Annotated in this window: 9 protein-coding genes and 1 other RNA gene; 5 read left to right on the top strand and 5 right to left on the bottom strand. The window is 51.1% G+C overall.

Features of this window, described 5'->3' with window-relative positions; genetic code table 11:
• Positions 1-434: 434 nt before the first annotated feature.
• The gene (gap, locus tag MON40_RS00385) at positions 435-1,439 is read right to left on the bottom strand and encodes a type I glyceraldehyde-3-phosphate dehydrogenase (RefSeq protein ID WP_003766473.1); all 1,005 of its coding nucleotides are present in this window, start codon (positions 1,437-1,439) and stop codon (positions 435-437) included.
• A gap of 569 nt (positions 1,440-2,008) precedes the next feature.
• Here gap and lpxC point away from each other — a divergent pair.
• Complete coding sequence (gene lpxC / locus MON40_RS00380; protein WP_003766512.1) at positions 2,009-2,923, top strand: UDP-3-O-acyl-N-acetylglucosamine deacetylase; 915 nt, start codon at positions 2,009-2,011, stop codon at positions 2,921-2,923.
• A gap of 311 nt (positions 2,924-3,234) precedes the next feature.
• Here the strand turns inward: lpxC and ggt are convergent, their stop codons facing one another.
• A complete protein-coding gene (gene ggt / locus MON40_RS00375; protein ID WP_039863205.1) occupies positions 3,235-5,004 on the bottom strand; it encodes a gamma-glutamyltransferase in 1,770 nt (589 codons plus the stop codon).
• Between the two features lie 478 nt (positions 5,005-5,482).
• Here ggt and gnd point away from each other — a divergent pair, with 478 nt between their 5' ends.
• On the top strand, positions 5,483-6,931 hold the full coding sequence (gene gnd, locus MON40_RS00370) for a decarboxylating NADP(+)-dependent phosphogluconate dehydrogenase (protein WP_039863203.1): 1,449 nt from the start codon (positions 5,483-5,485) through the stop codon (positions 6,929-6,931).
• 503 nt (positions 6,932-7,434) lie between these two features.
• On the opposite strand, the gene MON40_RS00365 is transcribed toward gnd, so the two are convergent.
• The 3 genes from MON40_RS00365 to MON40_RS00355 form a co-directional block, all read right to left on the bottom strand.
• A complete protein-coding gene (locus MON40_RS00365; protein ID WP_003779601.1) occupies positions 7,435-8,331 on the bottom strand; it encodes a polyprenyl synthetase family protein in 897 nt (298 codons plus the stop codon).
• On the bottom strand, positions 8,315-8,542 hold the full coding sequence (locus MON40_RS00360) for an exodeoxyribonuclease VII small subunit (protein WP_029609485.1): 228 nt from the start codon (positions 8,540-8,542) through the stop codon (positions 8,315-8,317). The genes MON40_RS00365 and MON40_RS00360 overlap by 17 nt, the downstream gene beginning before the upstream one ends.
• A gap of 133 nt (positions 8,543-8,675) precedes the next feature.
• Positions 8,676-10,310 (bottom strand): transferrin-binding protein-like solute binding protein, encoded by a 1,635-nt coding sequence (locus MON40_RS00355; RefSeq protein ID WP_003779600.1) that lies wholly within the window; start codon positions 10,308-10,310, stop codon positions 8,676-8,678.
• A 217-nt stretch (positions 10,311-10,527) separates the two neighbouring features.
• Here MON40_RS00355 and rnpB point away from each other — a divergent pair.
• From rnpB to MON40_RS00340, 3 genes are all read left to right on the top strand, one after another.
• Positions 10,528-10,889: RNase P RNA component class A (rnpB, locus tag MON40_RS00350), an RNA gene on the top strand.
• A gap of 260 nt (positions 10,890-11,149) precedes the next feature.
• Positions 11,150-13,207, top strand: coding sequence for a methionine--tRNA ligase (metG, locus tag MON40_RS00345; RefSeq protein ID WP_003779598.1), 2,058 nt, complete (start codon positions 11,150-11,152; stop codon positions 13,205-13,207).
• 81 nt (positions 13,208-13,288) lie between these two features.
• Positions 13,289-13,819 (top strand): DUF4189 domain-containing protein, encoded by a 531-nt coding sequence (locus MON40_RS00340; RefSeq protein WP_039863213.1) that lies wholly within the window; start codon positions 13,289-13,291, stop codon positions 13,817-13,819.
• The last annotated feature ends 38 nt before the right edge of the window (positions 13,820-13,857 follow it).

The raw sequence follows: 13,857 nt of genomic DNA, 5'->3' as shown, positions 1-13,857 counted from the left end.
TAAACCAGTACTGCGTTGCCTCGCCTTGCCGTACTATCTGTACTGTCTGCGGCTTCGTCGCCTTGTCCTGATTTAAATTTAATCCACTATAAATCCGTAGCGTGGGCTTTGCCCACGAAATCTATCATTCAATAATCAAAATTAGACAACAGCCGAACCTGCTTTCATCTCGTGGGCAAAGCCCACGCTACTCGTCGTTGCAACGGCAACTTGTCCCTTCCCCCATCCGGCGGGGGAAGGTTAGGATGGGGGGCTTTATGGTTTTGGGTAAAATTAAATTCATGAAATTTGTAGAACCATCTTCTCCCTCAACCCTCTCTCATCTGGTGGGAGAGAGAGTGGATGACAGATAAAAACAAGGTCGTCTGAAAAAATTTTCAGACGACCTTTTTCTCTTACTTATCCACAGACTGGTTTACCCAATCCGAAATCTTTTAGATTTTGCCTGCGAAGTATTCCAAAGTGCGGACGAGTTGGCAGGTGTAGGACATTTCGTTGTCGTACCAAGCAACGGTTTTCACCAGTTGTTTGTCGCCTACGGTCATTACGCGGGTTTGGGTGGCGTCAAAAAGCGAGCCGTATTCGATGCCGACGACGTCGGAAGAAACGATTTGATCTTCGGTGTAGCCGTAAGATTCGTTGGCGGCGGCTTTCATCGCAGCGTTGATTTCTTCTTTGGTTACGGGGCGTTCGAGGACGGAAACCAATTCGGTCAGCGAGCCGGTGGCAACGGGGACGCGTTGGGCGGAGCCGTCGAGTTTGCCGTTCAATTCGGGGATAACCAAACCGATGGCTTTGGCGGCGCCGGTGCTGTTGGGCACGATGTTGAGCGCGGCGGCGCGGGCGCGGCGCAAATCGCCTTTGCGGTGCGGCGCGTCAAGGGTGTTTTGGTCGCCGGTGTAGGCGTGGATGGTGGTCATCAGGCCTTCGACTACGCCAAACTCTTTTTGCAAGACTGCCGCCATCGGGGCGAGGCAGTTGGTGGTACAGGAAGCGGCGGAGATGACGGTTTCGCTGCCGTCCAAAATGTCTTGGTTTACGCCATATACGACGGTTTTCACATCATTGCCGCCGGGGGCGGAAATAACGACTTTGCGCGCACCGGCACGGATGTGGGCTTCGGCTTTGGTTTTGCTGGTAAAGAAGCCGGTACATTCGAGGACGACGTCTACGCCCAATTCGCCCCAAGGCAATTCTTCAGGATTCGGATTGGCGAAGACTTTGATTTCTTTGCCGTTCACTACGATGGCATCGTCTTTCAATTCGGCAGTACCTTGGAAGCGGCCTTGGGTGCTGTCGTATTTGAAAAGGTGCAGCAGCATATCGGCAGGGGTCAGGTCGTTGACGGCGACGACTTCGATGCCTTTGGCTTTTTCAATTTGACGCAATGCCAGACGGCCGATGCGGCCGAAACCGTTAATCGCTACTTTGATGCTCATTTTGATACTCCTGTCAGTAGGGAAAGGGATAAATTTCAATAAGGGCTATTGTATCCTGAAATAAAACTACTACCTAGAATTACACGATGCTACTTTTAAAATGTTTGATTTAAATAAAAAAACCGTGAAATAGGTCGTCTGAAAATGCAGATTGGTACGGTTTGTCCCCATATTTGGGGATAAATTTTGGTTGTTTTTAAAATTAATATGTAATTATTTAAAAAAATGATGATGGTGATGAGTGTATCCCCGCTTTGTGGATAACCTTATTACTGATTGTATAATCAAATTGTTGTATTCATTTAAAGGTTGCGTTCAAGTTTTGTTTTTTATGAGAACAAAGTCGGATAATCTGTAATTGTTTGAATTTTTCTGTGGATAAAATCGGATTTTTCCACTCGGATTACACGGCATATTGTGGATAATCTTACCGGTACAAAGGGTCGTCTGAAAAATCTATGGTTCTGAAACACCTACATTAGCAAATACTATTAAAAATAATGGATTATTTTTTCCTTTTTATCGTATTATCCAAACATCAAACCAATTATTGAATAAGGAGGCGGTTTATGCTGCAACGAACTTTGGCAAAATCCATCAGCGTAACCGGCGTCGGGCTGCATTCGGGCGAACGGGTCGCGCTGACCTTACACCCTGCGCCCGAAAACAGCGGGATTTCCTTCCGCCGTACCGATTTGGACGGCGAAATGGGCGAAACCATCAAACTTACGCCTTACCTCATCAACGATACGCGCCTGTCGTCCACTATCGTAACCGACAAAGGCGTGCGCGTCGGCACCATCGAACACATCATGTCCGCGCTGTCTGCCTACGGCATCGACAATGCGCTGATTGAGTTGAACGCGCCCGAAATCCCGATTATGGACGGCTCCAGCCTGCCGTTTATTTATCTTTTACAAGATGCGGGCGTTGTCGATCAAAAGGCGCAAAAGCGGTTTTTGAAAATCCTCAAGCCCGTCGAAGTCAAGGAGGCGGGCAAATGGGTGCGCTTTACACCGTATGACGGCTTTAAAGTGACGCTGACCATCGAATTCGACCATCCGGTTTTCAACCGCAGCTCGCCCACTTTTGAAATCGATTTCGCAGGCAAGTCCTACATCGACGAAATCGCGCGCGCGCGCACCTTCGGCTTTATGCACGAAGTAGAAATGATGCGCGCCCACAATCTCGGACTGGGCGGCAATTTGAACAACGCCATTGTGATTGACGAGATGGATGTTTTGAATCCGGAAGGTTTGCGTTATCCCGACGAGTTCGTCCGCCACAAAATCCTCGATGCCATCGGCGATTTGTATATCGTCGGACACCCGATTATCGGCGCATTCGAAGGCTACAAATCCGGCCACGCCATCAACAACGCTTTATTGCGTGCGGTTTTGGCGGACGAAACCGCTTATGAATGGGTGGAATTCTCTGACGATGAGAATTTGCCATCAGCCTTCCACGAGCTGCCGGCGGCTTGAGATAAGACGGTGTACAAAAAGGCTGTGGATAAACAATCATCCACAGCCTTTTTATTGAATAAAGGTCGTCTGAAATCTTGATTTTAAGTTTTCAGACGACCTTTCAATAAAACAAACCATCTCCCGCCAATATTTCAGACATGATTATCCACATGGCTATCTAATCTATCCTTCTGAAAAATAAAAAGATTATATTTTTTCTCAAATTTTATACACACTTTATCCATAGCTTTTCTCCAACGATAAAAAAGGTCGTCTGAAAACCCAAATTCGGATTTCAGACGACCTTTTATCCACAAGCCAATCGGTGATCAATCGCCCATGACTTTGCCTTCGCGGCGCGGGTCGGCACCGCCGAGCAAACCGTCTTTGCCGATCACAATGCCTTGTACGCCGGAATTCAAATCGCGGATTTGGACTTTGTAGCCCAGTTTTTCCAATGCTGCCGCTTTGTCCGCCGCCGCGGTTTTTTCCTCGATTTCATACTGGCTGCCGCGATTGAGCATATTCGGCAGGGAGATTGCCGCCTGAATGTCCATGCCCCAGTCGATATGCGCCACCAGCGTTTTGGCGACGAAACCGATGATGCGGCTGCCGCCGGGCGAACCGACTGCCAGATAAGGCTTGCCGTCTTTCATCACAATGGTCGGCGCCATCGAAGAACGCGGCCGTTTGCCGCCCGCCACGCTGTTTGCCACCGTTTTACCGTCTGCGCCGACAGGGTTGAAAGCGAAATCGGTCAATTCATTGTTGAGCAGATAGCCGTTTGCCATCAGTCCCGAGCCGAACGCGTTTTCAATCGAAGTCGTCATCGACACGACGTTACCGTCTTTATCCACAACCACCAAATGGCTGGTGGACGGCAGCTCTACCGCCATACCCTGCGCGTATGCCTTGCCGAACTTGCCTGCCTGAATGTTTTCCAACGCCTTGTCGGATTGGCGGATTTCTTCGGCACGCGGTTTCAGGTAAGCCTGAGAAATCAGGGCGCGGGTCGGGACGTTGACAAACGCGGGATCGCCGACGTAATAATCACGGTCGGCAAACGCAATCCGCGACGCATCGCCTATCCAGCGCCAACTGTGGATATTTTCCGCGCCCAACGCCTTCATATCCTGATTTTGCAGGACGCCCAAAATCTCACCCAAAGCAATCGCGCCCGAACTTGGCGCGCCCATGCCACAGACTTCGTATTCACGATACGGCGCGCAAACCGGTTCGCGCTCGATAACGCGGTAGTTTTTCAAATCCGCCATGCTGATTTTGCCGGGGTTATCCACAGCGCCGGTAACGGCACGGACAATATTCTGCGCTTGCTCCCCCTGATAAAACGGCGCGCTGCCTTTTTCCGACAACAGGCGTACGGAGCGGGCAAATTCAGGGTTTTTCAACACCGTTCCCGCTGCCAAAGGCTTGCCGTCGGGCAGGAAATACGCGGCGGTTTGCGGATAACGTTTCAAAGGCTCCAGATTCTGCTCGATGGATTTCGCCATGCGTGGTGAAACGGTAAAGCCTTGTTCCGCCAAAGCAATCGGTTTGTCAAACAGACTTGCCCAAGGCAATTTGCCGTAACGCTTGTGGACATCTTCCAGCAGCTTCGGAATCCCCGGCACACCGACCGAACGGCCGCCGACCACTGCATTCATAAAGCCCATCGGCTTACCGTTTTCATCCAAGAAAAGCGCCGGCGTTGCCGCTTTCGGCGCCGTTTCTCGGGCATCAAACGTCGTCAGTTTTTTCGCCTTATTGTCCCAATACACCAAAAACGCGCCGCCGCCCAAACCGGAAGACTGCGGCTCGGTCAGTCCCAGCGTGGTCTGCATGGCGATCATCGCATCTATCGCGCTGCCGCCGCGTTTCAAAACCTCGTATCCCGCCTCAGTCGCCAACGGATTGGCAGACGCCGCCATATAATGCTTGGCGCGGATCAATTTCTGCTCGGTCAGCCCCGTCCCTTGTTCCGGCGCATGGTTATCCACAGCCGTCGGCACAGGTGCAGCATCAGGTTTCTGCATCGGCTGGTGCGCGCACGCCGCCAAAACCAAAGCTGCCAACAGGTTTAAGCCAAAGGAAAATTTCATATCTGCTCCCTTTTCGTTGAGATATTTTTCAGAAGACCTGCGGTTGAAAAACACAAAAGGTCGTCTGAAACATGAAAACCGATTGGACTGTTTATCTCTTCGGACAGTTCCGTTTGAGCCCGGTATAAAACCGGCAGGCTGTGTGTATAGCCGGAAAGTTATGCACAAAACCAAACCGGATTTCAAAATTATCCACATCTGCAAACAAGGCAAACAGCAGTTTATCCGCATCCAAAATCTACATTCAACTTATTGAACTGAAAAAGGAATCAAAGTTATACACAAACAAATGCGCGACTCAATATAATCATCTATTTATTATTTAAAATCTTATTTATAGTTTGTTTTCCAATGCGCAGCCAAAGCCCGCAACGTAAAGGCATCTTTTCAAAAAATTAGATAGTTAAGGATTGTTAAACCTCTGTAAATCAGATAGAGTTACGGCTGATAAATTAAATTAATAATGGAGCTTCCATCAATGAAAGGCGATATCGGCGTCATCGGCTTGGCCGTTATGGGTCAAAATTTGATTTTGAATATGAACGATCACGGTTTCAAAGTCGTGGCGTACAACCGGACCACTGCTAAAGTAGACGATTTTCTCAACGGCGCAGCCAAAGGCACCAACATTATCGGTGCCTATTCATTGCAAGATTTAGTGGATAAACTGGAAAAACCGCGCAAAATCATGATGATGGTGCGCGCAGGTTCTGTCGTTGACGACTTTATCGAGCAACTTGTCCCACTTTTGGAACAAGGCGACATTATTATTGACGGCGGTAACGCCAACTATCCCGATTCCACCCGCCGCACGCACGAGCTGGCGGCAAAAGGCATCCGCTTTATCGGCGCGGGCGTTTCCGGCGGTGAAGAAGGCGCGCGTCACGGCCCGTCTATCATGCCCGGCGGCGACGAAGCCGCATGGCCTGCCGTCAAACCCATCTTCCAAGCCATTGCCGCCAAAACCCCGCAAGGCGAACCCTGCTGCGACTGGGTCGGCCGCGACGGCGCGGGCCATTTCGTCAAAATGGTGCACAACGGCATCGAATACGGCGATATGCAGTTGATTTGCGAAGCCTACCAATTCATGAAAGACGGTTTGGGTCTGAGCTACGACGAAATGCACCGCATTTTCAGCGAATGGAACCAAACCGAGCTGGATTCCTACCTGATTGAAATCACCGCCGCAATTTTGGGCTACAAAGACGAAAACGGCGAACCTTTGGTCGAAAAAATCCTCGATACCGCCGGACAAAAAGGCACAGGCAAATGGACCGGCATTAACGCCCTCGATTTGGGCATCCCGCTGACGCTGATTTCCGAAGCCGTGTTCGCCCGCTGCGTGTCCGCGTTCAAAGACCAACGCGTTCAAACCGGCCGCTTGTTCGGCAAAACCGTTACCCCCGTTGACGGCGACAAAGCCGCATGGGTCGAAGCCCTGCGCCAAGCCCTGTTGGCATCCAAAATCATTTCCTACGCACAAGGCTTCATGCTCATCCGCGAAGCCAGCGAAAACAACGATTGGGCATTGAACTACGGCAACACCGCCCTTCTGTGGCGCGAAGGCTGCATCATCCGCAGCGCGTTCTTGGGCAACATCCGCGACGCATACGAAGCCAATCCCGATTTGGTGTTCTTGGGTTCCGACCCTTATTTCAAAGGCGTATTGGAAAACTGCTTGCCCGCATGGCGCAAAGTCGTCGCCAAAGCCATCGAATGCGGCATCCCTATGCCCTGCATGGCTTCCGCGATTACCTTCCTCGACGGCTACACCACCGAACGCCTGCCCGCCAACCTGCTGCAAGCCCAACGCGACTACTTCGGCGCGCACACCTACGAGCGTACCGACAAACCGCGCGGCGAATTCTTCCACACCAACTGGACAGGCAAAGGCGGCGATACGGCATCGACCACTTACGATATTTGATTTGTCTGAATCAGCGAAAAGGTCGTCTGAAAATTTTGGTTTCAGACGACCTTTTTATTTGAATCTTTCAATTTGAGGCGAAATCTCAACGACAAATTTCGATTTTATAGTGGATTAACTTTAAATCAGGACAAGGCGACGAAGCCGCAGACAGTACAGATAGTACGGCAAGGCGAGGTAACGCCGTCCTGGTTTAAAGTTAATCCACTATAAAAACGGATGTTTGCAGGAACAGAAGGGTGGTTAAAACGCCTATAAAATCCACTGTTTGCGCACAACTTATCCACATTTTAATCCCAATTTATCCCGTTGAATAAAAGCATGATTCATTATAGTGGATTAACTTTAAACCGGTACGGCGTTGCCTCGCCTTGCTCTGATTTAAATTTAATCCACTATAAACGCTATCCCTATACAAAAAGGTCGTCTGAAAATCTTAGAACTGATTTTTCAGACGACCTTTGGTGTCTTAACGGTATAAAAAGAAAAATGATTTAAAGCGTTTAATTTTTCCGCGCAGTAACAAATTCCGCCAGCAGCCGCAGATGCAGGGCTTTTGCGCCGAAGGGTTCGAGCAGGGTGGCGGCTTCGGCGGTCAGGGTTTCGGCGTAGGCGCGGGCGGCTTGCAGGCCCATCAGTTTGACGTAGGTCGGTTTGTCATTGTCGCTGTCTTTGCCGGCGGTTTTGCCTAAAGTAGCAGTGTCGGCTTCGCAGTCCAACACGTCGTCGATAACTTGGAACGCCAAGCCGAGTTTGGCGGCGTACTTGTCTAAGGTGCGGACGTCGTCTGAATCCAAATCGGGGCAGGCAAGTGCGCCCAATACGACGGCGGCGCGGATGAGGGCGCCGGTTTTGAGGCTGTGCATTTGTTCCAACTGCGCCTGGTTCATGGCTTTGCCGACGTTGGCAAGGTCGATGGCTTGTCCGCCTGCCATGCCGAGGCTGCCGGATGCTTTGGCGAGCGTGGACAACATGGCGATTTGGCGTTCGGCGGGCAGTCCGGTCGGACGGCTCAATACGTCGAAGGCTTGGGTTTGCAGCGCGTCGCCGACCAAGAGGGCAGTGGCTTCGTCGTATTTCACATGGCAGGTCGGTTTGCCGCGCCGCAGGCTGTCGTTGTCCATTGCGGGCATATCATCGTGAACCAAGGAATAGACGTGCACCATTTCGATCGCCGCCATGGCTTGTTCGATGGCGTTTTGGTCGGCATCGCCCAATTCGGACGCGGCGAGCACCAAGAGCGGGCGCAGCCGTTTGCCGCCGCCGAGGGTAACGTAACGCATGGCTTCGTGCAGCGTGTGCGGCACTTGGTTTTCAGACGGCAGGAAACGCTCCAGCAGCAATTCGGTCTGCGCTTGGGCTTTTTGCTGCCATGCTTTCAATTCATTCGCCGGGTTCAAGGTTCAGCTCCTTCAGTTCGCCCGCGTCCAATACTTGCAGCTTTTGTTCGACTTCCGCCAACTTGGTTTGGCAGTATCTGACCAGCTCGTTGCCTTCCTGATAGGCTGCCAGAGCGTCTTCCAGCGGCATTTCGCTGCTTTGCATGGACTGGGTCAGGGTTTCGAGGCGGGCAAGGGCTTCTTCAAAGGATTTGGGGGCTTTTTTCATGATGATGCGGGCAAAAAATCAAAGCGGTATTGTAGCATTTTATGGGCTGCTTCTTGGCCGGGAACGGAAAAAGGTCGTCTGAAAACCTGATTTACAAGTTTTCAGACGACCTTTTGAGCTGATGATACGGTAAAAATCATTCTTTCAGAGCGGCGGCACCAAACGTACCGTTTTTAGATTCCAGAAGATGATCGAATCGGCCGGTAAGCTCTTCTGCTTGGGGGCCGAGGAACATACCCGACATGATTTTTTGTTCTTTCTCATCCACATGGAAGAAGCGGTTGCCGACGATTTGACCTTCCAGATTCACTTCATCAAATTCACCGTTTTCTGAGTAAACCGCACCGGAGAGGGATTTGCGGCCAAAGTCCACCATAAAGATGGAGTTGCCGAACGTATTGGCTTGTCCGACATCGCTGTAAAGCGCATAACCGCGGTAAAAAGCCTGACCCTCTTGAGGCATCGCTGCTTCCGGAGTAATAACCCCTTGGTAGAACATATACGATGTATGGATGTCGCCGTTTTCATTTCTCAAGCCATAAGATCCGTAGCGGCCGTATTTCAGATGAGTGGCTGCAACTAGGGAAAATTTGTGTTCGTCATCTTCAATGCCGAATACTTCATCTCTTTGTGGAGATACGGGCACCAGCGAAATTTTTTGTCCGTCCACCTCAAGAATATTGATGTCGCCGATATGGGAAATATCGTCGCCTTCCATTCCTGATTGGGAAATTTTGCTGTAATAGCCGTCGATTTGTTGGGTTGCAACAGCAGTTTCGGCGGCTTTGCGCTCTGCTTCCACTCTAGCTTTCTCGGCTTCTTCAGCAGCCTTACGTTCGGCTTCCGCCTTAGCTTTTTCAGCTTCCTCAGCCGCTTTACGCTCAGCTTCTGCTTTGGCTTTCTCAACTTCTTCGGTAGCCTTACGTTCGGCTTCCGCCTTAGCTTTCTGAGCCTCTTCAGCGGCTTTACGTTCGGCCTCGGCTTTGGCTTTCTCAGCTTCTTCGGCAGCCTTACGTTCAGCTTCCGCTTTAGCTTTTTCGGCTTCTTCAGCAGCCTTGCGTTCCGCTTCCGCTTTGGCTTTTTCAGCTTCTTCAGCGGCTTTGCGCTCAGCTTCTGCTTTAGCTTTCTCAGCTTCTTCGGCAGCTTTACGCTCAGCTTCTGCTTTGGCTTTCTCAGCCTCTTCAGCGGCTTTACGTTCTGTTTCTACTCTGGCTTTTTCAGCTTCTTCGGCTGCTTTACGTTCAGCTTCTGCTTTAGCTTTTTCAGCAGCCTTACGTTCTGCTTCGACTTTAGCTTTCTCAGCCTCTTCAGCGGCTTTACGTTCAGCTTCAGCCTTAGCTTTCTCAGCAGCCTTGCGTTCCGCTTCTACTTTAGCTTCTTCAGTGGCTTTGCGCTCTGCTTCAGCTTTAGCCTTAGCTTTCTCAGCCTCTTCAACGGCTTTACGATCTGCTTCTACTTTAGCTTTTTCGGCTTCTTCAGCAGCCTTACGTTCTGTTTCGACTTTGGCTTTTTCGGCTTCCTCAGCCGCTTTACGTTCAGCCTCGGCTTTGGCTTTCTCAGCTTCTTCAGCTGCTTTACGCTCAGCTTCAGCTTTAGCTTTCTCAGCTTCTTCAGCGGCTTTACGTCCCGCTTGGCATTCGGCGTTGCATTCTATTTTGGGTTGGTTGGTATCGCTTGAGGCGGTTGAAGGCGAACCGCCTCCTCCACCGCCTCCGCAGGCGGCAAGTAAGGATAGGGCAAGGTAAGACAGGATATGTGGATAGTTTTTCATCGTAATGTACTTTTATATTTAAAATAGTTATGTGATATTCATTTTATGGGCTTTTTTATAACATGTCATTCATTTATTTGACGAACGGTACTTTTTGTTTATAAATAGTTTATTTTATTTGAATTTTTATGTTGCGAAATGGGTAAATTTTTAGATAGGCGGTTTTTTTGATGGTCAAACGGTTGTGATTTGCTTGTGTTATAATCCGCGTTTCATACAGGTCGGACAGACAGTCGCCGCGTATCGCGTAAGGCATACGGGGAGGAAAGTCCGGGCTCCGCAGAGCAGGATGCCGGCTAACGGCCGGGCGCGGAAACGCGACGGAAAGTGGAACAGAAAGCAATACCGCCGACGGCCGCCTTCGGGCGGCACGGGTAAGGGTGAAAAGGTGCGGTAAGAGCGCACCGTGCACTTGGTAACAAGGCGCAGCAGGCTAAACCCCATCCGGAGCAAGACCAAACAGAACGCATTGACGCTGCTCGCCGAGCGTTCGGGTAGGTTGCTGGAGCGCATCAGTAATGGTGTGCCTAGAGGAATGACTGTCCGAGACAGAACCCGGCTTACCGTCCGGCCTGTATGTCCCGATTATCGAAAAGGTCGTCTGAAAACCGATTTTTGTGTTTCAGACGACCTTTTGCCATAGATATAGTGGATTAACTAAATCAGGACAAGGCGAGGCAACGCAGTACCGGTTTAAAGTTAAGCCACTATAACCCGTTTTGCCCATCCTGTTCCCGCTTCACGGAATCCCCTTTTCAGACGACCTTTCCCCCGTCTCGCCCGCACGATTTACGGTATAATTCCCCATCTTTATCCATTGTTTTCCCAAGCATAAAACCATGACACGCAAAATCCTCGTTACCTCCGCGCTGCCCTATGCCAACGGCAGCATTCACCTCGGCCACATGGTCGAACACATCCAAACCGACGTTTGGGTGCGCTTTCAAAAACTGCGCGGCCACGAATGCCACTACTGCTGCGCCGACGACACCCACGGCACGCCCGTGATGCTGGCCGCGCAAAAACAAGGCATCGCGCCCGAAGACATGATTGCCAAAGTGCGCGAAGAACACCTCGCCGACTTCACCGGCTTTTTCATCGGCTACGACAATTATTACAGCACCCACTCCCCTGAAAACAAACAGTTTTCCCAAGACATTTACCGCGCGCTGAAAGCCAACGGCAAAATCGAGAGCCGCGTCATCGAGCAGCTTTTCGACCCCGAAAAACAAATGTTCCTGCCCGACCGCTTCGTCAAAGGCGAATGCCCCAAATGCCACGCCCAAGACCAATACGGCGACAACTGCGAAGTCTGCGGTACGACCTATTCCCCGACCGAACTGATCAACCCGTATTCCGCCGTTTCCGGTGCCAAACCCGAATTGCGCGAATCCGAACACTTCTTCTTCAAACTGGGCGAATGCGCCGACTTCCTCAAAGCATGGACTTCCGGCAACAACCCGCACGACGGCAAGCCCCATCTGCAACCCGAAGCCCTCAACAAAATGAAAGAATGGCTGGGCGAAGGCGAAGAAACCACCCTGTCCGACTGGGACATCTCCCGCGACGCGCCGTATTTCGGTTTCGAAATCCCCGACGCGCCGGGCAAATATTTCTACGTCTGGCTGGACGCGCCCGTCGGCTACATGGCGTCGTTTAAAAACCTGTGCGACCGTATCGGCGTCGATTTTGACGAATACTTCAAAGCCGACAGCCAAACCGAGATGTACCACTTCATCGGCAAAGACATCCTCTATTTCCACGCCCTGTTCTGGCCCGCCATGCTGCATTTCTCCGGCCACCGCGCCCCGACCGGCGTGTACGCACACGGCTTTTTGACCGTCGACGGACAAAAAATGTCCAAATCGCGCGGCACATTCATCACCGCCAAATCCTATCTGGAACAAGGCCTGAACCCCGAGTGGATGCGCTACTACATCGCCGCCAAACTCAACAGCAAAATCGAAGACATCGATTTGAACCTGCAAGACTTTATCAGCCGCGTAAACAGCGATCTCGTCGGCAAATACGTCAACATCGCCGCCCGCGCGTCAGGTTTCATCGCCAAACGCTTTGAAGGTCGTCTGAAAGACGTTTCAGGCAGCGCATTGCTGGCAAAACTCGCCGCCGAAAGCTCAGCAATTGCCGAGCAATACGAAAACCGCGAATACGCCCGCGCCCTGCGCGACATCATGGCATTGGCGGATGTCGTGAACGAATACGTCGATGCCAACAAGCCGTGGGAGCTCGCCAAACAGGAAGGTCAAGACGAACGCCTGCACGAAGTATGCAGCGAACTCATCAACGCCTTCACCATGCTGACCGCCTACCTCGCCCCCGTGTTGCCGCAAACCGCCGCCAACGCCGCGCGTTTCCTCAATCTGGACGCAATTACCTGGGCGAACACGCGCGAAACCCTAGGCGAACACGCCATCAACAAATACGAACATTTAATGCAACGAGTGGAGCAAAAACAAGTGGACGATTTAATCGAAGCCAACAAACAAAGCATTCAGACGACCCCCGCGCCTGCCACCGAAGAGAGCAAATACGAAAAAGTCGCCGAACAGGCAAGCTTCGACGACTTCATGAAAATCGACATGCGCGTCGCCAAAGTATTGAACTGCGAAGCCGTCGAAGGCAGCACCAAACTCCTGAAATTCGACCTCGATTTCGGTTTTGAAAAACGCATCATCTTCTCCGGCATCGCCGCGTCTTATCCCAACCCCGCCGAATTGAACGGCCGCATGGTCATCGCCGTCGCCAACTTCGCCCCGCGCAAAATGGCAAAATTCGGCGTATCCGAAGGCATGATTTTGAGTGCCGCCACGGCAGACGGGAAACTGAAGCTCCTCGATGTCGATGCCGGCGCGCAGCCGGGCGACAAAGTAGGCTAAAACGCTGACAAAAGCTGTCTGAAACCATCATGCAAGATGTTCGGACAGCTTTTTTTGTATCTTGAAACCAAGGAAAAACTGATGAAAAAACTGCTTTTTATCTTTTTGGGACTGGCGAGTTTTAATGTCTATGCCAACGGCTGCCCCGGACAATTTGACCCTGTCAGCGGTATTTGCCGCTTTCAGGGGAATAACGGGGAAATGGTTCAATATAATATGGCTCCGCCCCAATCTTCTAACGGCGGTTCCGTGCAAAACGGTTCTAAAGTCGTCAACATCAATGTCCCGTCCAAATACGGCGCATGGGCGGTTAACCTTAAAACGGGTATTGCAGGCGGCGCCCTCAACATGGATTCGCGTGAAGCTGCGGAAAAAGAAGCGATTAAAACCTGTGAAAAAGGCGGTCGCAATGCACCATGTATTGTATCTGCTTGGGTGAGAAACGGTTGTATCGCTGTTGCTCAAGGGAATGAGGGTAAACAATCGAGGGTTTTCTCTGGTACGACAAAACCGGGTCGTGCTGAAGCGGAAGCTTTGAGGAAATGTCAGGCTGCGGGTGTTCCGCAATGCAAAATTGTTGTTTCTGAAGCCTGCTCGTTGCCTAGATATTGACAGGCAAAAGGTCGTCTGAAAGTTTTCAGACGACCTCT

It is taken from the genome of Neisseria macacae ATCC 33926 (assembly GCF_022749495.1).
GTDB lineage: Bacteria > Pseudomonadota > Gammaproteobacteria > Burkholderiales > Neisseriaceae > Neisseria > Neisseria macacae.
Note: the sequence above shows the minus strand (reverse complement) of the source record. Positions and strands in the feature narration are given on the sequence as shown.